Here is a 20,014-nt window from a genome sequence, read left to right on the forward strand (position 1 = left end):
GGTGATGCCGGATAATGGGGCGATGACCAGCCGACTCAACAAATACATCGCCGACACCGGCTTCTGCTCCCGACGCGAGGCCGATCGCCTGATCGCCGCCCGCCGGGTCACCGTCAATGGCCATGCCGCCGGCACCGGCGCGGTGGTCGGCGAGGATGACAAGGTGCTGGTCGACGGCCAGCCCCTGCGCGTGCGCACTGCCCGCAAGCCGGGCGCCCGCCGCCACGTGTACATCGTGCTGAACAAGCCGGTGGGCGTGACCTGCACCACCGAAAGCACGGTGAAGGGCAACATCGTCGACTTCGTCGGCCATGAACAGCGCATCTTCCCGATCGGCCGCCTGGACAAGGAGTCCGAAGGCCTGATCCTGATGACCAGCAACGGCGACATCGTCAACCAGATCCTGCGCGCCGAGAACGGCCACCAGAAGGAATACCTGGTGGCGGTTAACAAGCCGGTCACCGACGAATTCCTGCGCGCGATGGCCCGTGGCGTGCGCATCCATGACCAGATGACGCTGCCGTGCAAGACCTCGCGGATCGCCAAGTTCGGTTTCCGCATCATCCTGCAGCAGGGCCTGAACCGGCAGATCCGGCTGATGGCGGCCGAGTTCGGCTACCGCGTGACCCAGCTGCGCCGCGTACGTATCGACAACATCAAGATCGGTGCACTGAAGCCGGGCCAGTGGCGCAACCTGACCGAGCAGGAGCTTCACGGCCTGTTGCCGCAGCAGCAGGACTGGTAAGCAACGGCCGGTAGTGCCGGCCGCTGGCCGGCAACTGCACGGTGCTGGCAATGAACATCAGGGAGCCGACCAACGGCCGGCACTACCGGAATGCAGATTGGCCGCCCGCATCCGCTAGACTTTGCGGCGCCCTGCCGGAACGTGACGCTGCATGATCAAGCCCGACAAGCCCGCCAACGAAGCGCTGCGCCTGGAGGCGCTGTACCGCTACCGGATACTCGATTCCGAGCGCGAACGCTCGTTCGATGACCTGGTGGCCATCGCCAAGGCGGTGTGTGGCACGACCATGGCGGCCGTGACCCTGATCGACGTCGAGCGCCAGTGGTTCAAGTCGATGCAGGGCATCGACGCGACCGAGAACCTGCGCAGCGAGTCGATGTGCGGCCACGCGATCCTGCAACCGCAGGAAATCATGGTGGTCGAGGATGCATTGCAGGACGTCCGCTTCCACGACAATCCGGTGGTGACCGGCGACCCGCATGTGCGCTTCTATGCCGGTGCGCCGTTGATCAGCAGCGACGGCCTGCCGCTGGGAACCCTGTGCGTGTTCGACGCGCGGCCGCAGCAGCTGGCGACCGACAAGGCCGAAGCGTTGGCCGCGCTGTCGCGGCAGGTGATGGTGGTGATGGAGCTGCGCCGTTTCGCCCTGGATATCCAGCGGCACATGCTTGAGCGCAACGATTACGAACGCCTGCTGTCGGAGTATCACGATGTGCTGCTGGCCCAGAATGCCGACCTGGCCGAACAGAGCCGTACCGACGCCCTGACCGGCCTGCCCAACCGGCGGGCACTGGCAGCGGCGCTGGACGAGGCGGTGATTGCCGTCGATGGCCGCGACCGGCAGACCTGCGTGGCCCTGCTGGACATCGATCATTTCAAGCACATCAATGATTTCCAGGGCCACGCGACCGGCGACCGGGTGCTGGCCGAACTGGGGGCGCTGCTGCGCTCGCACTTCGCTGGTGGGGGTCTGGCCGCGCGCTATGGCGGCGAGGAATTCGTGGCACTGATGCCGGACGCGGACCTGCGTACCGCCGAACTGCAATGCGAGTTCCTGCGGGTAGCCGTGTCCAACCTGCCGCTGGGCTTCCCGGTGACCATCAGCATCGGTGTGGCACAGCACCAGCCCGGTGAAACGTCTGACCAGACCCTGGCCCGTGCCGATGCCGCGCTGTACCGGGCCAAGGGCGCCGGCCGCAACCGGGTGGAAGTGGCGCCCTGACCGCCCGCGCGGCTGCGGTGGATCCACGCCATGCGTGGATGGCCCGGGCCTTTGCGTGCAGTCGCAGCCATTGCGATACCCATACGGCACCCTCAACGTCTCACCGCAAGGACGTCGACCATGCTGCAGACCCTGGCCATCGCCAATTACCGATCGCTGCATGCGCTGGTCCTGCCGATGCAGCGGCTCAACGTGGTCACCGGCGACAACGGCAGTGGCAAATCCAGCCTGTACCGCGCGCTGCGCCTGCTGGCGGAAACCGCCCAGGGCGGTGTTGCAGCGGTCCTGGCGCGGGAGGGTGGATTGGGCTCGGCGCTGTGGGCCGGTCCGGAAAAGATCGACCGCCGCGTGCTGGCCGGTGAGATCCCGCTGCAGGGCGGGCCGCGCCAGGAATCGGTGGGGCTCAAGCTGGGCTTCGCCACCGATGAATTCGGCTACGCCATCGACCTCGGATATCCGCCACCGAGCCGATCAGCTTTCGCGCTGGACCCACAGATCAAGGCTGAAGCGATCTGGGCAGGGCCGTTCCTGCGCAGCGCCAATCTGCTGGTCGACCGCCGCGGTGCGCTGGTGCGGCAGCGGCACGGGCATGGCTGGGATGTAGTGGATGATCGTCTTTCACTGTTCGACAGCCTGTTCACCCAGGTGGGCGATCCGCAGCGCATGCCGGAAGCCATCACCTTGCGCGAGTACATCCGCCGTTGGCGCTTCTACGACCACTTCCGCAGCGATGCCGATGCACCGGCGCGACAACCGGCGATGGCGACCCGCACCCCGGTGCTGCACCACGACGGCCGCGACCTCGCCGCCGCCTGGGTGACGATCCTCGAAATCGGCGATCCGCAGGCGCTGGCGCGGACGATCGAGGATGCATTCCCGGGGGCGACGGTCAGCTTCGAGGAACTGGATGGCCGACTCGCGCTGCGCTTCCACCAGCCCGGTCTGCTGCGGCCACTGTCGATGGCCGAGCTGTCCGACGGCACGCTGCGGTTCCTGTTGCTGGCCGCGGCCCTGCACACGCCACGGCCGCCGCCGCTGCTGGTGCTCAACGAGCCGGAGACCAGCCTGCATCCGGACCTGCTGCCGGCGCTTGCACGGTTGATCATCGCCGCCAGTGCACGCAGCCAGGTCTGGGTGGTATCGCACGCCACGCGCTTGATTGCCGCGCTGGAACAGGCACCGCAGTGCCATTCAATGCACCTGCACAAGGAATACGGGCGTACGCTGCTGAGCGGGCAGGGCCTGCTGGATGCACCGGCCTGGCATTGGCCGCAGCGCTGAGACGGGTGCCGGGAAGATCCACGCAATGCGCGGACGCGCTCAATCGGCGATGTTGCGCGCTTCGGATGTTCCGAGGATTTCCGGATGCTGCACGCGCTTGCGGCGGTTGAGCAGCGGATGCAGGAACACGGCACCGACGATGATCGCCACGCCCAGGTAGAACCACGGGGTGACTTCATGCTGCTCGCGCAGCAGCACCACGGCCAGCAACACGGCGTAGACCGGTTCCAGGTTGGTGACCAGCTGCACGGTGTAGGCGCTGAGGTGGCGCAGCGCGACCAGGGCCAGGGCGAACGGCAGCAGCGTGCAGACACCGGCCAGCACCAGCAGCAGGATGCCGTCGTGCAGGTCGGGAACGATCCACAACGGGCTGGCCAGCGCTGGCAGCAGGTACGGCATCAGCGGTGCCAGCAGGGTCAGGGTGAGCGTGCCCGCGCCAAGTTCCAGTGCGGTGACCGTCAGCGGATCGGCATGGCTGACCATGCGCTTGTTGAGCGAGCCGAACACTGCCACCAGCAGGGCCGAGAGCGCACCGATCAATACGCCCAGACGCATGCCGTCGGGCACGCCGCCCACCACCAGCGCCACACCGGGCAGCACGGCCAGGCCGAAGGCCAGTTCGCGCAGCTGGAAGGGACGCTTGGCCACCCAGGGCTCGATGATCGAGGTGAACACCGGTGCCAGGGCGATGCAGGTGGCGGCAACCGAGGCATTGGCCAGCTTCACCGCGCCGTAGAAGGTCAGCCAATGCAGGGCCACCAGCGCGCCGATACCGGCATAGCCGGCGACCAGCCGCAGCGGCAGCGTGCGCAGCCCGCGCCAGACCCGCGGCAGCAACGCCAGCATCGCCACCACCAGCAGCATCCGCCACCACACCAGCGGCAGCGCCGGCAGGGTGATCAACTTGCCGAGGATGGCGGTGACGCCCCACAGCAGGACACAGAAGTGGATCTGCCAAAGCGCTTTGCGGGTGTCGGGTGTGCTCATCGGCGTATTGTGAGGCAAGCCGCATCGGCGGGCGATGCCTGTGGCATGCTCGCGGCGTTGCCACGAGGGAGCCGTGCATGCCTGCTGCCCGTTTTCTTCTGCTGCGCGGCTGGGCGCTGTTGACCGCGCTGGTCGCGGCAGCATCGCTGCTGCTGCAGTTTGCCCTGCTGATGCGCGGCATCGGCGCCAGCCTGGGACCCGGCGTGGCGAGCCTGCGCTTCTTCAGCTACTTCACCATCCTCAGCAATCTGGCCGTGTGCCTGGGCTGCCTCTGGCTCTGCAGCGGCCGCGCACTGCGACCTACGGTAGCCGCCACCCTGGCACTGTGCATCGGCGTGACCGGCCTGATCTATCTGCTGGTGCTGCAGGGGCTGTGGCAGCCAACTGGCCTGCAATGGTGGGCCGATGCCGGCTTGCACTACGTGGTGCCGCTGCTGTATCTGGCCGGTTGGGCGGGGCTGCTGCCACATGGTGGCCTGCGCTGGCGTGCGTTGGGTGTGGTCCTGCTGGTGCCGCTGGCCTACCTGGGCTGGGCGATGCTCACGGCCTCGTGGCTGGGCAGCGCACCGTATCCGTTCCTGGAAGTACAGCGGATCGGTTCGCGTGCATTCGGCCTCAGCGTGCTGCGCGTCGGCGGGGTGTTCGTGCTGGGCTGGACACTGCTGTGGGCAGTGGACCGCTGGCGCCGTCGATGACCCGCTGCAGTGCCATCGCCGCCGCCGGATTGCGCACCTTGCCGGCGCCGATGCACAGCAGGTAGACCTCGCGCGGCGCGGCCGGGGACGGTGCGGCCAGGCAGGGCAGGTCGTCCACCGCCTCACCCCGGGCCCAGCACCGCGCGCGCGTGGCCCAGCGCTGCTGCATCGGCTGGGGAAGACCTTCGGCCAGTCGGGCCTGGCTGCGTTTGATCCGTGCATAGACGAAGCCCGCGGTGATGTCGCCATGCAATGGCGATTCGTCGCTGTCTTCGATCACCAGGGCCACGCCATGCCGGCGCGCCGCTTGCACCAGTTCCGGCCCATGGACGCTGGCGTTGCGCACCTCCAACGCATGCTGCAACCCCGTTCCATCCAGCTGCCTGGGCAGCTGTGCCATGAAGGCATCCAGTGCCGCGGCATCGGCCGGGTGCTGCGGGTCGAACTGCCAGAGCAACGGGCCCAGCCGGTCGCCCAGCGCGAGGGCCGCCTGCAGGAACGCGCTCGCCGCCTCGATCGTGGACGACAGGTCGCGACGCTGCACCAGATGACGCGGGGCCTTCATCGAGAACCGGAAACCTTCCGGCGTCTGCGCTGCCCATTGCGCGCACTGGGCCGCTGTCGGGGTGCGGTAGAAGGTGCCGTTGATCTCGATGCAGCGCAACGCACGACTGGCATAGGCCAGCTCTTCGCGCTGGATCAGCCCTGGCGGATAGAAGGCGCCACCACGCCATTGCGGGAACACCCAGCCGCCGATACCGCAGCGGACCGGCGCTGCAGACGCTTGCCGTGCCGTCATTGCGTGTGTTCCGCCCGCCACGGATCGTAACTGCCGAACCACCACAGGTAGCCTTCCGGGTCGGCGCAGGCATAGCCACGTCCACCGTAGGCCTGGTCGGCAATGTCGATGACGATGCGCGCACCGGCAGCCGTGGCCCGGGCATAGTGGGCGTCGACATCGGTGACGATCACGCAGGGACTCTGGGTCTGCCGGCCGCCGACTTCATCGGGCATCACCGCCAGCTTGGCCCATTCGCCGCTGTTGCTGGCAGATCCGAGCATGATCATGCCCTGGCCGAACACCAGCTGCGCGTGATGCACTGTATCGCCGTCGGCATGCACGGCCTGCGCGTGGAAACCGAACGCGCGCTGCAGCCAGTCGATGGCCGCCAGCGCATCGCGGTAGCGCAGGCACGGAATGATGGTGGAGCCGTTGTTGCTCTGGCCGTTCGCACCCATGGCACCCCTCCTATGGCACAGGGCAGGCTGCACCCGGGGCCGTTACCATCGCGCGAAACCCCGGTGACGGCCTGCACATGGCCGCTACCCCTGTTCGGAGATGGTGCTGGATGAAAACCTGGATCGGAGGAGCCGTGCTGCTTGCGTGCACGACCATGGCCAATGCGGCGACCCCGCAGCAGCTGCAGGACCTGGATGCGACCGTGGAGCGCGTGCGCGCGCAGTTCGACGTGCCCGGCATCGCCGTGGCCGTGGTCAAGGACGGGCAGGTGGTGCTGGAACGCGGCTGGGGCGTGCGTGAGCTGGGCAAGCCGGCGCCGGTCGAGGCCGATACCCTGTTCGCCATCGCCTCCAACACCAAGGCCTTCACTGCCACCTCGCTGAATCTGCTGGCCGAGGACGGCAAGCTGAAGATGGACGACAAGGTGATCGACCACCTGCCATCGTTCCGCATGTCCGATCCGTTCGTGACCGGGCAGATGACGATCCGCGACCTGCTTTCCCACCGCAGTGGCCTGAGCCTGGGCGCAGGCGACCTGCTGTTCTGGCCGACCACCTCCTACAGCAATGCCGAAGTCGTACAGCGCCTCGGCCAGGTGCCGCTGAAGGGCGGTTTCCGCGAGCGCTATGCCTACGACAACATCCTGTATGCAGTCGCCCAGCAGGTGATCGAGCACGTCTCGGGCATGAGCTACCAGCAGTTCCTGCAGACACGCATCTTCGACAAGGTCGGCATGGCCGGCACGCGCTACAACGCCGATCACCTCAAGGCCGGCGACAATGCTGCGGTCGGCCACGCCAAGTACGATTTCAAGGACCTGCGCACCGTTGCACCGTTGACCTGGTCGAACAATGCCGGTGCCGGTGGCATCTATTCCAGTGCCCACGACATGGCGCGCTGGATGCAGGTGCAGCTGGCCGAAGGCAAGCTGGCCGATGGCACTGCGCTGTTCACCGCCAAGAGCCAGCAGCAGATGTGGCAGATGATCACGCCGCAGACGATCCCGGCGCCGAGCGTGCCGGAGCTGGCACCGGCGCGGGCCAACTTCGCCGGCTATGGCGAGGGCTGGAGCCTGAGCGACTATCGCGGGCAGAAGCTGGTCTGGCACACCGGTGGCTGGCCGGGCATGGTTTCGCGGCTGACCCTGGTGCCGGGCGAGAAGCTGGGCGTGGTGGTGCTGACCAACCAGGAAGTGGGTGCGGCCTTCAATGCGATCACGCTGAGCGTGCTCGATGCCTACCTTGGCGGTGAAAAGCACGACTGGGTGGATGCCTATGCCAAGGGCGTGGCCAAGGGCCAGGACAAGGCCGACGAATCGTGGGCCAAGCACCAGGCCGAGCGTGACAAGGGCAGCAGGCCGTCGTTGCCGCTGGCCGGGTATGCGGCCACCTACCGCGACCGCTGGTATGGCGACATGGTGGTGACGGCGGAAGGCAAGGGCCTGCGCCTGCGCTTTGCGAAGACCGCACAGCTGAGCGGCCGCCTGGAGCACTGGCAGCACGACACCTTCATCGTGCGCTGGGACGACCGCTCGCTCAATGCCGATGCGTTCGTCAATTTCAGCCTGGACCCGGACGGAAAAGTGCGCGAGGTGCGCATGCAGCCGATCTCGGACCTGACCGATTTCAGCTTTGATTTCCAGGACCTGCTGTTCACGCCGGTGAAATGACGCCGCCGGGCGCGGCGCTACCGTTTGGCCGAGCGGACGGGTAGCGCCGGACCACGTCCGGCGAGCGCGTAGCGCGGTTGCAGGCGATCCGCCGGGCATGGCCCGGCGCTACGCGGAACCGGTGGTGATCGTCGGCCGGCGTACACACGCGGCGTGGGATACTCCGCCGGCTATCGATGGCGAGGGAATGCGATGTTCCGTTGGTTTGAATCCCTGATTCCGGTGTTTCCGCCCATTGACGGGCGCATGCCGCCGCGCACCGTGGTGCCGTTCTACCTGCACTACCTGCGGCCGGTGTGGCCGGTGCTGCTGGCCACCCTGGTCGCCGGCCTGCTGCTGGCGCTGGTGGAAGTGGCGATGTTCGATTTCCTCGGTCGCATCGTCGACATGGTTGCCGAGCAGCCCGGCGCGGACTTCTTCCAGCGCCATGCCGATACCCTCGGCTGGATGCTGTTCATCACCGTCATCGCGCGCCCGATCCTGGTCGGCCTGCACAACCTGCTGGTCAATCAGGCCATCGTGCCGGGGCTGAGCAATCGATCGCGCTGGCTGATGCACAACTACGTGGTGCGGCAGAGCCTGAGCTTCTTCCAGAACGACTTCGCCGGCAGCATGGCCAACCGGGTCATGCAGACCGGTACCTCGCTGCGCGAGTCGGCGGTGCAGATGGTCGATTCGCTGTGGTACATCGTGGTCTATACCGGCACCGCGCTGTACCTGTTCGCGCAGGCCGACTGGCGGTTGATGGTGCCGCTGATCCTGTGGCTGCTGGCCTACGTGGTGATCATGATCTACTTCGTGCCGCGCGCGAAGGAAAGGGCCTGGATCGCCTCGGAGGCGCGCTCCAAGGCGATGGGACGCATCGTCGATGGCTACACCAACATTCCCACGCTGAAGCTGTTCGCCCACGGCGGCCGCGAGCAGGCCTATGTCGCCGATTCGATCCAGGAGCTGGCGGTCAAGCACCGCGCGCAGACCCGGATCACCACCGGCATGGACCTGACCATCGCCATCGTCAATGGTTTCCTCATCGCCGGCACCTGTGGCCTGGCACTGTGGCTGTGGAACGGCGGACACATCACCGTCGGCGCGATCACCCTGGCAACCGGCCTGGTGATCCGAATCCACAACATGTCCGGCTGGATCATGTGGACCATCAACGGCATCTTCGAAGACATCGGTACCGTGCAGGATGGCATCACCACCATCGCCCAGCCGCTGACCGTGCAGGACCGCGAGGATGCGGTGCCGCTGCAGGTGACTCGTGGCGGTGTGCACTTCCAGGATGTCCATTTCCATTACGGCAAGAAGGGCGGCGTGATCGCCGGCCTGGACCTGGTGGTGAAGCCGGGCGAGAAGATCGGCCTGGTCGGCCCCTCCGGTGCCGGCAAGTCGACGCTGGTGAACGTACTGCTGCGGCTGTATGACCTGGAAAGCGGTCGCATCCTGATCGATGATCAGGACATCGCCTACGTCACCCAGGAAAGCCTGCGCCAGCAGATCGGCGTGGTCACCCAGGACACCTCGCTGCTGCACCGTTCGATCCGCGACAACCTGCTGTACGGCCGTCCCGATGCGACCGACGCGCAGCTGCGCGCGGCCGTGGCCAAGGCGCGCGCGGAGGCCTTCATCGACACGCTGGTCGACGGGGAAGGGCGTCGTGGCTACGACGCGCATGTCGGCGAGCGCGGGGTGAAGCTGTCCGGTGGCCAGCGCCAGCGCATCGCCATTGCCCGTGTGCTGCTGAAGGACGCCCCGATCCTGGTGCTGGACGAGGCGACCTCGGCACTGGACTCGGAAGTGGAAGCGGCCATCCAGGACAACCTGGACGAGCTGATGGGCGGCAAGACGGTGATCGCGATCGCCCATCGCCTGTCGACCATCGCGCGCATGGACCGGCTGGTGGTGATGGACCAGGGCCGCATCGTCGAGACCGGCAGCCATGCCGAGCTGATCGAGGCCGGTGGACTGTACGCGCGCTTGTGGGCACGGCAGACCGGTGGTTTTGTCGCGGCGGAGCAATGACCAACGCCGCACGGTGGATGCGCAACAGTAGATCCACGCCATGCGTGGATGCTGTGCCACACGGATAAAGAAACGGCCCGGGTCTCCCCGGGCCGTTTTCATTCAACTCACACCCGATCCATCACTCGATCGGCTGGTCCAGCATCAGCTGGCGTGCGAAGCGCACCGGCGGGGCACCGTAGGACAGCATCTGGTCGTGGTAGGCCTTGAGGTTGAACTTGTCACCCAGCTTGTCCTGCATCGCCTTGCGGGTGTCGAAGTGTTCCTGCGCACCGACGAAGTAGGTCGGCAGCTGAGCCGAGGTCAGCTGCGCACGCACCCACTTGCCCGAGGCTTCGCTTTCCTGCTGGAACGCGTCGTGGGTCATCAGGTGCATCGCCTTTTCGCGATCCCAGTTGTCCACGTGCACGCCCTGGTCGAGGATCGCGTTGGAGATCGTGCGCAGGTAGAACTTCAGCTGCACCAGGTGGAACAGCGGGTCGTTGTTGAGGTACCCCTGCTCCTGCATCATGCGCTCGGTGTAGACCGCCCAGCCTTCGGCGAACAGGCCCGAGCGCAGCACCGCGCGCAGGGTGGAGGGGAACTTGGCCGAATGCCAGCCTTCCAGATAGTGGCCCGGGGTGCCCTCGTGGATGCTCAGCAGGTGGATCATGCGCGAGTTGTACTCACGCAGGAACGAATCGACCTGCTTGTCGTTCCAGTCATCCGGAATCGGCGAAACCGCGTAGAAGGTCTTCAGGTTCTTGTCCAGCGGGCCAGGCGAATCGCAGTAGGCCACGGCCACGCCACGCTGGAATTCCGGCATCAGGATGATGTCCACCGGCGCGTCGGGCAGGGTCATCAGGTCGTGCTCGCGGACGAACGCAGTGGACTGCTCCAGTGCGGCCTTGGCGTCGTCGACCACCTTGTCGCGCGCCGGCTTGTCAGCGTAGGCCAGCTCCAGCGCGGCCTCGATCGCCTTCTGCTGCTGTTCGTCGGTCGGCTGCGCCGGCATTTCCGGTGCGCCCGGCTTGTCCTTCAGCACGGTCTGCGCGATGCCGTACATGTCCTCGCGCACGCGCTTGAGTTCGGCGCGTGCACGCTCACCGATCTCCTGCCGCGACAGCGAGGAATTCAGCGCGAACTTGAGCTTCTGGTCGTACTTTTCCGCACCGATGCGGAAGTCGCCCTTGGCGTTCGGCACCAGGGTCTTGTCCAGCCAGGTCTGCTGTTCGTCCACGGCCTTCTTCAGGCCGTCGATGGCGGCCTGCAGGCGCTGCTGGTCGGCCTGCGGCAGCTCGCCGATGTGCGGGGTGATGAAGGTATCGACGATGCTGAGGATGCCCTTGTTCTGCTTGGCCACGGTCTCGGCATGGATCTTCGGCACGCGCGCCGGATCCAGGTTTTCGCGGGCCTGGGCGAAGATCGCCGGCAGTTTCTCCATGCGCGCGGTGGCCGCCTTCAGGCGCTCGGGCAACGGCGCGAACTCGCGTGCCATCAGGCCGTAGATCGCGCTGCCGGCAACGCCGTTGTACAGCTGCGGATCCCACTTGCCGGACTGCATGACCTCGGCATTCCAGATTTCCGACTGCAGCTGGTTGCGCAGGATCGCTGCATCCACCTGGTTTTCGCGGCCCAGCTTGGCCACCTCGATCTTGTCCAGCTCGCCCAGCAGGCCCTTGTAGGCGTCCACGGTCTTCTGCTGGCCGGCCGCGCTCAGGTCGTCGATCTCGCTGTCATAGCGGTGGTCGCCGATCTGGGTGGCGCTGACCGGGGACAGCTGCATCCAGGTATCCAGGGCACGCTTGGACAGGTCGGCGAAGGCGGCGTCGACCGCCGCATCTCCGGCCTGCTGGCTGGCGGCCGGGGTGGAACCGCTGGTCGGGGCATCGGCCGGCTGGCAACCGGCGAGGGCGGCGACGAGGGCGAGGGCAAGAAGATGCGGGCGCATCGGCATTCCTGTACGGGGTCAATCCTCGAGCATAGGCCCCCGGGGCTGCTTTGTCCCCGTGCCATAGGATTACCATGGGCGCATACAAGGACTCTCCAGCGGAGCGCGGGACATGGAATACCAGGGAAGCTGCCATTGCGGCAGGATCGCATTCACCGTGCAGGCCGACGCCCCCATCAAGGACGTCATCGACTGCAACTGCTCGATGTGCCGCCGCCGCGGCAGCCTGCTCTGGTTCGCCCCGCGCGAGGCGTTCCAGCTGGGCACCGATATCGCCGACGTGGCGACCTACCAGTTCAATACCCATAACATCGATCACCATCACTGCCGCGAGTGCGGCACCGCGCCGTACAGCGAGGCGGTGGATCCGCGCAGCGGCCTGCCGATGGTGGCGATCAACGTGCGCTGCCTGCCACAGGTCGAGCTGGGTGGATTGTCGATCACCTCGTTCGACGGAGCCTCGCGATGACGGCGCCTCGCGTGTGGACGCGCGTGGTTATCGTGCCGGCATTGCTGCTGGCGCTGGCGGCCTGTGCCAAGAACGGTGAGCGAGCGCAGGAGGCCGGCGCAGTCGCTGCCGATGCCGATGCCGCTGTCGCTTCGCCGGAAGGCGCTTTCCTGGCCTACGAGCACGATGTGCAGGTGCAGCTGGAAGCAGCGCAGATCGCCCCGCGCATCCAGCAGGTCGCACAGGCGTGCCAGAACGCGAAGTTCGGTGAGTGCGCGGTGCTGCAGGTGGATCAGCGCAGTGGCGAACAGCCCAGTGGCGAAGTCAAGGTACGCATCGCGCCGAAGGGCGTGGAATCGCTGATCGGCCTGGCCGGCGAGGGCGGCAAGCTGCAGGCGCGCAACACGCGTGCCGAGGACCTGGCCCAGCAGGTGGCCGACACCGCGCTGACCAAGGCTCGGCTGGAGAAGGAGCACGCGCGGCTGCTGTCCTACCAGGACCGCAGCGATCTGAAGATCGAGGATCTGATGGCGATCACCACGCGCCTGTCGGAGATCGAGGCGGGTGTGGAGCAGGCCAACAAGGACGCCGCCCAGCAGCGCAGGCGCATCGATACCCAGCTGGTGACGATGCATTTCGACACCACCTCGGGCCAGCGCAGTCGCAGCGAGATCGGCGAAGCCCTGAGCGAGTCGGGCAGCATTCTCAGCACCAGCGTGGCATTTTTGATCCGTGCCGCGGCCGCTTTGCTGCCGGTGGGCGTGGTGGCGCTGGTGATGGCCTGGATCGTCCGTGCGCTGATCCGTCGCCGACGCCGCAAGCCCTGATCGAACCGCGCCGCGTATTCGCCGGGCATGGCCCGGCGCTACCGGAACAGACGGCGCATGGCCGACGCTACCGACGTGCCTCGAGCATCGGGTAGCGCCGGGCCATGCCCGGCGGACGCTCAGCCTTCGTCGGTCTCGTATTCGACGAACACATCCAGTTCCAGCGCCAGTTCCTGCACCGCATCGCGCACTTTCTGCGCGGTGCTCTCGTTGCCCACTTCCACTTCCAGTTCGTGGGTACCCGGGCCGATGTCGTCGGACAGCCCGGCCGAGCTGGAATCATCGTCATCCATGTGCGGCATCAGGTCGTCGGTCTCTTCGACGTGTTCGATGCCTTCCAGGCCGAGCAGCAGGTCGCTGATCGCGCGGGCATCATCTTCGGTTCCGGTAATTCTCAGTCGCAGCAGGGCCATGGCGGAAGCACGTTGTGGGGTTCGCCTGCAGCCTAGCCAGCGCTGGGCAAAGATCGGGTGAGGGCGCAGTCAGCCGGGTGTGCTCGGGCGGCCCAGCAGGCTGTCCGGCAACGCCGGCACCGGCGTGCGCTCATCCGCTGCCTGGCCCAGCAGCCAGTCGATGAACAGCCGTGCGGCGGGGCTGGGCGGTCGCCCTTCGGCATGCACCACGTAATAGGCATAGCGTGCCTTCAGTGCAGGGCCAGGCAGGCGTACCAGCTCATAGCGCTGCAGGTACGGCTGGGCGACGTGGGTGCGCGCCAGCACCGCGCCCATGCCGTACACCGCCGCGCGCATCGCATCGGTACTGTCGGCAAAGGTGTGCATTGCCGGCAGCGGTGACGGCGGACGCACGCCGGCATGGCGGAACCAATCGCGCCAGCCTTGTGGTGACAGATCGCTCAGCAGCGGCAGCTCGGCGATGCGTGCCGGGTCCTGCAGTGCTTCGACTCCCGGCAGCGCCGGGGACGCGACGGGAAACAGGTTGTCGTCCATCAGGTGCTGCGCATGCAGTCCGGGCCATTGGCCCAGTCCGTAGCGGATGCCGACCTCCGGGCCGTTCTCGTCGTAACGGTCCAGGCCACTGCCGGTGTGCAGCTCGATGCGGATGTGTGGATGGGCCTGGGTGAAACGCGGTAGCCGTGGCAGCAGCCAGCAGTACGACAGCGAGCGCAGCGTCGCGATCCGCAGCGGCACGCTGTCCGCGTCCGGCTGCAGATGGTGGGCGACGGCGGCGACATCGGTGAACGCCGCGCTGGCGGCGTCGGCCAACTGCCGGCCTTCGGCGGTCAGGCGTACCCCGCGTGCATGGCGCAGGAACAGGCGCGTGGCCAGCACCTCTTCCAGGCGTCGCACATGGTGGCTGACCGCGCTGGCGGTCAGATGCAGTTCCTGCGCGGCCTGGGCGAAGTTCTGATGGCGCGCAGCGACCGCGAAAACGGCCAGGGCGGGAAGCAGGGAAGGGCGTAGCAGCATGTCCAGCCTCAAACCATATTTGTGGCTGGCAGCGATACTACGCGCTTGTGCAGCGGGCGTCTGCGGCTGATCCTGTGTGGCCGGAACAGCGCCACGATGACGAACGGACAGAGCACATGAATGCGATACCCCAAGCGACCGAGCGTGATTGGCGCACACCGCTGGAATTGACCCTGCTCGGCGCGATCTGGGGCTGCTCGTTCCTGTTCATGCGGGTGGCGGTGCCTTCATTCGGGCCGTTCGCCCTGGTCGAGGTACGGCTGGTGCTGGGCGCACTGGTGTTGCTGCCGTTCCTGTGGCGCGCACGCGCGCAGTTCCCACCGCGCCGCTGGTTGTGGCTGGCGCCGATCGGCCTGGTCAATTCGGCGTTGCCGTTCGTGCTGTTCGCGTACGCCGCAGAGCGTGCGCCGGCTGCGATCGGTGCGATCTGCAATGCGATGACGGTGCTGTTTGCCGCACTGATCGCCTTCCTGTTCTTCGGCGAGAAGATAGGTGTACGCCGCGCCGGCGCGCTGCTGGTGGGTTTTGCCGGCGTGGTGGTGCTGGCCACGGCCAAGATCTCGGGGCTGAGCATCGGCACGGCCGTACTGGCCGGTGCCGCCGCCTCGCTGCTGTACGGCTTGGGCGTGAACCTGGTGAAGCGGCACATGACCGGTCTGCCTTCGGCTGCTGCCGCCGCTGCCACGTTGTCGTGCGCCTCATTGTGGTTGTTGCCGATGGCGCTCACGCATCTGCCGCAGGGTCCGATCCCAGGCAAGGCCTGGGGCGCGGCGATCGCGCTGGGCGTGGTCTGCACCGGATTCGCCTTCCTGATGTTCTATCGCCTGATCGGCCGCATCGGCCCGTCGCGCGCGTCAACGGTGACCTACCTTGTTCCGTTGTTCGGTGCTGCGTTCGCCTGGTTGTTCCTGGGCGAGCCGGTGACGCTGCAGATGCTGATTGCGGGTGCGTTGATTCTCGGTAGCGTGGCGGTGAGTCAGAAGGGCTGAGGGCGCCGACACACGGGTAGTGCCGGGCGATGCCCGGCAGCCTTTTCCCGCGCCTGCGGGGAGGCGTCACTTTCTTTGCTCGTGCAAAGAAAGTAACCAAAGAAACACGCCGCCAGGTCGCGAGCCGGTGCTGCGCACCGGTGCCCTGCGCTCCTCGGTCCGTCGAGAGACGGCGCGCAGAAGTCAGCCGACTAACAGTCGGCTCTACAGGACATCGGCGCCTCTTCGCCCTCGCCGGACCTGCGGTGCTCGGCTCGCTCAAGGCGGACTGGAAGGTCAAGACCAACAGCAAGAGCATCCACGCATGGCGTGGATCTACTGGGTGCAGCTGCGGCCTTTGATCTGGGTCCGCCTTGAGCGAGCCGAGCATCGCAGGGGACCGACGTGCGAAGCACGGCGGCTCGCGACCGGCGGAACGTTTCTTTTGGTTACTTTTCCTTGCGTACAAAGAAAAGTAACGCCCATGAACGGTGAAGCACCTTCAGCACGCGTCACGCGAGGAAAGCATCACCGCACCGGCACCGGAATATTGCACAGGTCGATATGCCCGGCCGGGCGCTTGTAGAAATCATCCACGCGGTTGCGCCGCGCTTCGACCGTATCGGCGAAGGTCTTCGAGTCGGTGCGCAGCACCTGGATCGGCGTGCGCTCGGCCGCGGGTACATCGCTGACGCGACGGATCGACACGATCGGTGTGCGCAGCTTCGGGTCGGCGTAGAAGCCCATCGGTGCCGGTCCGCGCGGGATCGCGCTGAGCAGTTCCATGCCCTTCAGCACGCGGCCGACCAGGGTGATGTTGCGGTCCAGCTGGCGCGGCGATTGGCCAGTCACCACGTAGAGTTCTGCACCGATGCTGCTGTCTTCCTCGTTGCTGCGGCCCGCACCCAGCATGCCGTAGCAGTGCGCCAGCCAGGCCTTGCCGGCCTGCGGGTCCTGGCCGACCGGGAAGCCGTCGACGAAGCCGGTCTGCGCTGCCCATCCATCGCGGTCGGGTAGCATGCTCACCTTCAGGCCGGCGCTGGCACGCTCGAACTCGGCCGGCAGCTTGCGCTGCGCGCTGCCGAACGGCTTGGCCTTGGCGGCATCGTCGGCGTCGGCATCGCCGAACTGCACCACGAAGTTGTCCTGCGAACGGTAGATGCTGGTGCCGTCCCAGAAGTGTTCGTGGGCGAAGGTCTGGATGTTGGCGACATGGCGCGGGGCGAACTGCGGCGCCAGCTCGATGATCACCCGCCCGGCCGGCAGATCCATGTACAGCAGGTTGGCCGGGTCCGGCGTGCGCCAGTCGCTGGCCGCGGAGGCATCGAGGATCTGCTGCGGGCTGCGGTAGGGCGTGGCTGCGCTGGCCATTGCGGGCAGCAGGCAGGCCAGGGCAAGGGCGGTCAGGGCAAGGCGTCGACGGTGCGGCATGGGATCCCCGGAACATGAACGAGGTCTCGATTCTGCGCGAGAGTGCGTGCCTGCGCCACGGTCGCGTGCTGGCCGTGTCCATGTACGTGCGGCACGATGGTCATTCTCCTTAATGGAAGCAGATGATGTTGATACCGCATCCGGAGGCCCCCGAAGCCGCACTGAGCGCCAGAATCGACCAGATCCTGAAGGCGTTCGTCGATGAAGGGGGGAATCGTGTGCATTGGTTGCAGACGTTGTCGCCACGTGGGCTGTTCGATCTTGATGAGCGTCGGCGCAGTTGGTGGGCTGCCAACGATGATGGCCTGCTCGCCTGCCTGAAAGCCTGTGCAGCGGCGCCGGTTACTGTGCAGACGGCGGCACTGTTCCTTGCGGGCTCCGATGGCAATGGCCGCACGCGTGAGGCCGCGTTGCAGATGATGCGCTCGGTGCCCAGCCATTTGACGTTGTCCTGTGCCTTGCTCCGCTGCAATGACTGGGTGGCTGAAGTGCGTGCGGCGGCGCAGGATTGCGTGATGTCCCTGCTCGGGCAGTGCGCGGTGCAGCACGTACTGGCGGCCTGGCCGGTCGCCGTGCGCCTGCGCCATTCCCAGCGCGTTGACCGGGCGTGGCTCGAGGGCACCCTGTTCGCCTGGTTGTCATCGCCCTCCAGCCGCATAGTGCTTGAAGGACTGCTGGGCCATCCCGACGCACGCACCCGGCTGATGGCCTACGCCGTCGCCCTGCACAGTCATCCGGATCGGGCAGCGTTGCGCGTGCGCGCGATTCTGGACAGTGATCCGCACATCTCGCACTTGGCACTTGCCGATCTTCTGCACCACGGTGAGCCTGCGGATGTCGAGGCGAAGTGCGCGCTGGCATTGTCCGCGCCTGCGAGCGGGGTACGTAGTGCCGCGTTGCGTGCGCTGGTCGAGCGCGAGGTGGCCGGCTTGGATGCGCACATCGAAACCGCGGCATTCGACCGTTCGAGAGGCGTGCGCCGGTTGGCGATGTGGCTGCTCCAGCAGCGGCAGGCCACGCCGGCCATCGCGTTGTGGCGAGACGAGCTCAAGCACCGTCGACGCGCGCGATGGCGCGAAGCATTGGAAGCGCTGGCCGATCACGCCGAGGCAGAGGATATGCCTGCATTGCGCGCCTTGTTGCCCCAGGTATCGGCGCGCCATCAGCGCAACTGCCTGCGCGGCTGGGTGCGGGCCGAGGGCGGTGCCCGTCTGGCATTGCTGCGCGAGGCACTGGAAAAGCCGGGGCGGACCGTGAATGCGTTGCTGGCCAGCGCCACCGTGCTATGGGCGGCAGAGCTGGACCCGCCGCGCCTGCTCGCCTTCTGCCACGACGGTCCTTCGCCGGTGGCACAGGCTGGCCTGCTCGGGCAGCTGACCCGGCTGCCCTTGTGGCAACACCTCGACCTGCTGCTGGATGCGGTACCGCAGCGCGAGGATGAACGTGCCTGGCACCTGCGGCTCGTGCATGGCTGGCTTCGGGTGAGCGGGCATTACTCGCCGCTCGGGGCCGACCGTCGGCAGGCCCTGCTCAGCCGGCTTGAAGAGGGCAGGCACGCTTTGCCGCAGAACGTTGCGGCCCAAGTGCGGACTGCCGTCCATCATGCCTGAAGGCCCCTTCCGCACGGCAGGATGACTAACGACACATTCGCTATACCGAACTTCGCACTACTGTGGACTTCAACGTAGTGGAGGGCCGGTCATGTCCGAGGACGATGTCCACCTGAAGAAGTTCCAGAAGGAGCTCAGCGCCGGCACCGTGTCGCTGGCCCTGCTCGCAGTGCTGGCCCGCGCCGGTGAGCCGCTGTACGGCTACCTGATCGCCAAGGAGCTGGAACGGGTGGGCGAGGGCGTGCTCAGTGGCAAGCAGAGCGCGCTGTACCCGGTGCTGCGCAACCTGGAGGGCGCCGGCCTGCTGGAGAGCCATGTGGAGCCGTCCAGCAGCGGGCCGCCGCGCCGCTACTACCGCATCAACGCGCGTGGACGGGAGGTGCTGCAGCAATGGCGCCAGGCCTGGCGCGACACCCGTGATTCCGTCGATTCCGTGTTGGAGGGGATACCGCAATGAACGACCTGGACCTGGCAGGCAACCGTCTGCCCAGCACCATCCCGCAGTACCTGGCGCAGCTGCGTGCCGCGCTGGACGGTGCCGATCCGGCGATGGTGCAGGACGCCCTGTACGACGCCGAGGAATACCTGCGCTCGGAACTGGCGGCGCAACCCGGCCGCAGCGAAGCCGAGGTCATCGCCGACGTCGCCGGCAGCTACGGCGCACCGGACGAGGTGGCGGAGATCTACCGCGAAACCGAGCTCACGGTGAACCGCGCGCTGCGCACGCCGCGGGCTGACACGGGCCCGGTGCTGCGTGCAGCGGCCGAGGCCAGCGGTGCTGCACCGGCGGCACAGCCCGCAGCGCCCGTGCAACGCTCGCTGCTGGCGCGTTTCTTCGGCGTAGTGACGGACCCGCACACCTACGGCGCGCTGTTCTACATGCTGTTGTCGCTGGCCACCGGCATCTTCTTCTTCACCTGGGTGGTCACCGGTCTGTCGCTGTCGCTGGGCCTGCTGATCCTGATCATCGGCGTCCCGTTGACCGTGCTGTTCTTCGGCTCGGTGCGTGGACTGGCGTTGCTGGAAGGGCGGCTGGTGGAAGCGCTGCTGGGCGAGCGCATGCCGCGCCGGCCGCAGTACACCGACCGCAGCCGCAGCTGGCTGCAGCGTATCGGCGACATGTTCACCGATGGCCGCACCTGGCTGACCCTGCTGTACTTCGTGCTGATGCTGCCGCTGGGCATCATCTACTTCACCATCGCGGTGACCCTGCTGTCGCTGTCGCTGGGCTTGATCTGGGCACCGGTGGCGGCGATCTTCAGCGGCGACATTCCCGGCATCTACATCAACGACGTGAACGTGCTGCCGATGGCAGCCTCACCGCTGGTGGCGATCGTGGTAGCAGCGGTGGGTGTGTTGCTGCTGCTGCTGACGATGCACCTGGCACGCGGCATCGGCAAGCTGCACGGCATGCTGGCCAAGAACCTGCTGGTGCGCCTGTAAGGCAGCGATTTTTTCTCTGGTGGGTGCCGACCTCGGTCGGCACTTCGCCATGGTAGGTGCCAACCT

Annotated in this window: 19 protein-coding genes; 12 read left to right on the forward strand and 7 right to left on the reverse strand. The window is 66.8% G+C overall.

Annotated elements, in window-relative coordinates; translation table 11 throughout:
- Nucleotides 1-22 precede the first annotated feature (22 nt).
- The 3 genes from ABIA73_RS04270 (at nucleotide 23) to ABIA73_RS04280 (ending at nucleotide 3,248) form a co-directional block, all read left to right on the forward strand.
- Nucleotides 23-745 carry a pseudouridine synthase gene (locus tag ABIA73_RS04270; protein ID WP_033830696.1) on the forward strand — a complete coding sequence of 241 codons (723 nt, stop codon included), beginning with the start codon at nucleotides 23-25 and terminating at the stop codon, nucleotides 743-745.
- Nucleotides 746-896: 151 nt separating this feature from the next.
- Nucleotides 897-1,967 (forward strand): sensor domain-containing diguanylate cyclase, encoded by a 1,071-nt coding sequence (locus ABIA73_RS04275; RefSeq protein ID WP_025877715.1) that lies wholly within the window; start codon nucleotides 897-899, stop codon nucleotides 1,965-1,967.
- A gap of 120 nt (nucleotides 1,968-2,087) precedes the next feature.
- The gene (locus tag ABIA73_RS04280; protein ID WP_218789007.1) at nucleotides 2,088-3,248 is read left to right on the forward strand and encodes an AAA family ATPase; all 1,161 of its coding nucleotides are present in this window, start codon (nucleotides 2,088-2,090) and stop codon (nucleotides 3,246-3,248) included.
- A 39-nt stretch (nucleotides 3,249-3,287) separates the two neighbouring features.
- Here ABIA73_RS04280 and ABIA73_RS04285 read toward each other — a convergent pair whose 3' ends face one another.
- Complete coding sequence (locus ABIA73_RS04285) at nucleotides 3,288-4,235, reverse strand: DMT family transporter (RefSeq protein WP_025877711.1); 948 nt, start codon at nucleotides 4,233-4,235, stop codon at nucleotides 3,288-3,290.
- A 77-nt stretch (nucleotides 4,236-4,312) separates the two neighbouring features.
- On the opposite strand from ABIA73_RS04285, the gene ABIA73_RS04290 reads away from it, so the two are divergent.
- Nucleotides 4,313-4,930 carry a Pr6Pr family membrane protein gene (locus ABIA73_RS04290; RefSeq protein WP_223482165.1) on the forward strand — a complete coding sequence of 206 codons (618 nt, stop codon included), beginning with the start codon at nucleotides 4,313-4,315 and terminating at the stop codon, nucleotides 4,928-4,930.
- On the opposite strand, the gene ABIA73_RS04295 is transcribed toward ABIA73_RS04290, so the two are convergent.
- Complete coding sequence (locus tag ABIA73_RS04295; protein WP_279208518.1) at nucleotides 4,851-5,729, reverse strand: DUF72 domain-containing protein; 879 nt, start codon at nucleotides 5,727-5,729, stop codon at nucleotides 4,851-4,853. The genes ABIA73_RS04290 and ABIA73_RS04295 overlap by 80 nt on opposite strands.
- Entirely contained in the window at nucleotides 5,726-6,169 is a 444-nt protein-coding gene (locus ABIA73_RS04300; protein WP_025877706.1) for a VOC family protein, read from the reverse strand. Before ABIA73_RS04300 ends, ABIA73_RS04295 begins: the two co-directional genes overlap by 4 nt.
- 110 nt (nucleotides 6,170-6,279) lie before the next feature.
- On the opposite strand from ABIA73_RS04300, the gene ABIA73_RS04305 reads away from it, so the two are divergent.
- Nucleotides 6,280-7,839, forward strand: coding sequence for a serine hydrolase (locus tag ABIA73_RS04305; protein WP_105163757.1), 1,560 nt, complete (start codon nucleotides 6,280-6,282; stop codon nucleotides 7,837-7,839).
- 192 nt (nucleotides 7,840-8,031) lie between these two features.
- Nucleotides 8,032-9,864 carry a multidrug efflux ABC transporter SmrA gene (gene smrA, locus ABIA73_RS04310; protein ID WP_025877703.1) on the forward strand — a complete coding sequence of 611 codons (1,833 nt, stop codon included), beginning with the start codon at nucleotides 8,032-8,034 and terminating at the stop codon, nucleotides 9,862-9,864.
- Between the two features lie 121 nt (nucleotides 9,865-9,985).
- On the opposite strand, the gene ABIA73_RS04315 is transcribed toward smrA, so the two are convergent.
- Complete coding sequence (locus ABIA73_RS04315) at nucleotides 9,986-11,794, reverse strand: DUF885 domain-containing protein (RefSeq protein ID WP_033830704.1); 1,809 nt, start codon at nucleotides 11,792-11,794, stop codon at nucleotides 9,986-9,988.
- Between the two features lie 112 nt (nucleotides 11,795-11,906).
- On the opposite strand from ABIA73_RS04315, the gene ABIA73_RS04320 reads away from it, so the two are divergent.
- Together ABIA73_RS04320 and ABIA73_RS04325 are read left to right on the forward strand one after the other, a co-directional pair.
- Nucleotides 11,907-12,263, forward strand: a complete 357-nt coding sequence (locus ABIA73_RS04320) for a GFA family protein (protein ID WP_093817734.1) — start codon at nucleotides 11,907-11,909, stop codon at nucleotides 12,261-12,263.
- Nucleotides 12,260-13,069 (forward strand): DUF4349 domain-containing protein, encoded by an 810-nt coding sequence (locus ABIA73_RS04325; protein WP_263930164.1) that lies wholly within the window; start codon nucleotides 12,260-12,262, stop codon nucleotides 13,067-13,069. Before ABIA73_RS04320 ends, ABIA73_RS04325 begins: the two co-directional genes overlap by 4 nt.
- A gap of 119 nt (nucleotides 13,070-13,188) precedes the next feature.
- On the opposite strand, the gene ABIA73_RS04330 is transcribed toward ABIA73_RS04325, so the two are convergent.
- Both ABIA73_RS04330 and ABIA73_RS04335 read right to left on the reverse strand, forming a co-directional pair.
- Nucleotides 13,189-13,482: a hypothetical protein gene (locus ABIA73_RS04330; RefSeq protein ID WP_025877698.1), complete on the reverse strand. Its 294-nt coding sequence runs from the start codon at nucleotides 13,480-13,482 to the stop codon at nucleotides 13,189-13,191.
- 69 nt (nucleotides 13,483-13,551) lie between these two features.
- Nucleotides 13,552-14,496 carry a LysR substrate-binding domain-containing protein gene (locus ABIA73_RS04335; protein WP_025877697.1) on the reverse strand — a complete coding sequence of 315 codons (945 nt, stop codon included), beginning with the start codon at nucleotides 14,494-14,496 and terminating at the stop codon, nucleotides 13,552-13,554.
- 116 nt (nucleotides 14,497-14,612) lie between these two features.
- Here ABIA73_RS04335 and ABIA73_RS04340 point away from each other — a divergent pair, with 116 nt between their 5' ends.
- Entirely contained in the window at nucleotides 14,613-15,485 is an 873-nt protein-coding gene (locus tag ABIA73_RS04340; protein ID WP_025877696.1) for a DMT family transporter, read from the forward strand.
- Nucleotides 15,486-15,992: 507 nt separating this feature from the next.
- On the opposite strand, the gene ABIA73_RS04345 is transcribed toward ABIA73_RS04340, so the two are convergent.
- Complete coding sequence (locus ABIA73_RS04345; protein ID WP_354275475.1) at nucleotides 15,993-16,895, reverse strand: peptidylprolyl isomerase; 903 nt, start codon at nucleotides 16,893-16,895, stop codon at nucleotides 15,993-15,995.
- 410 nt (nucleotides 16,896-17,305) lie between these two features.
- Between ABIA73_RS04345 and ABIA73_RS04350 the strand changes: the two genes are divergently transcribed.
- From ABIA73_RS04350 to ABIA73_RS04360, 3 genes are all read left to right on the forward strand, one after another.
- The gene (locus tag ABIA73_RS04350) at nucleotides 17,306-18,505 is read left to right on the forward strand and encodes a hypothetical protein (protein ID WP_279208513.1); all 1,200 of its coding nucleotides are present in this window, start codon (nucleotides 17,306-17,308) and stop codon (nucleotides 18,503-18,505) included.
- 91 nt (nucleotides 18,506-18,596) lie between these two features.
- On the forward strand, nucleotides 18,597-18,962 hold the full coding sequence (locus tag ABIA73_RS04355; protein ID WP_033830706.1) for a PadR family transcriptional regulator: 366 nt from the start codon (nucleotides 18,597-18,599) through the stop codon (nucleotides 18,960-18,962).
- Nucleotides 18,959-19,948: a sensor domain-containing protein gene (locus ABIA73_RS04360; RefSeq protein WP_033830707.1), complete on the forward strand. Its 990-nt coding sequence runs from the start codon at nucleotides 18,959-18,961 to the stop codon at nucleotides 19,946-19,948. Before ABIA73_RS04355 ends, ABIA73_RS04360 begins: the two co-directional genes overlap by 4 nt.
- The last annotated feature ends 66 nt before the right edge of the window (nucleotides 19,949-20,014 follow it).

This window comes from Stenotrophomonas sp. 2694, assembly GCF_040548715.1.
Lineage (GTDB): Bacteria > Pseudomonadota > Gammaproteobacteria > Xanthomonadales > Xanthomonadaceae > Stenotrophomonas > Stenotrophomonas indicatrix.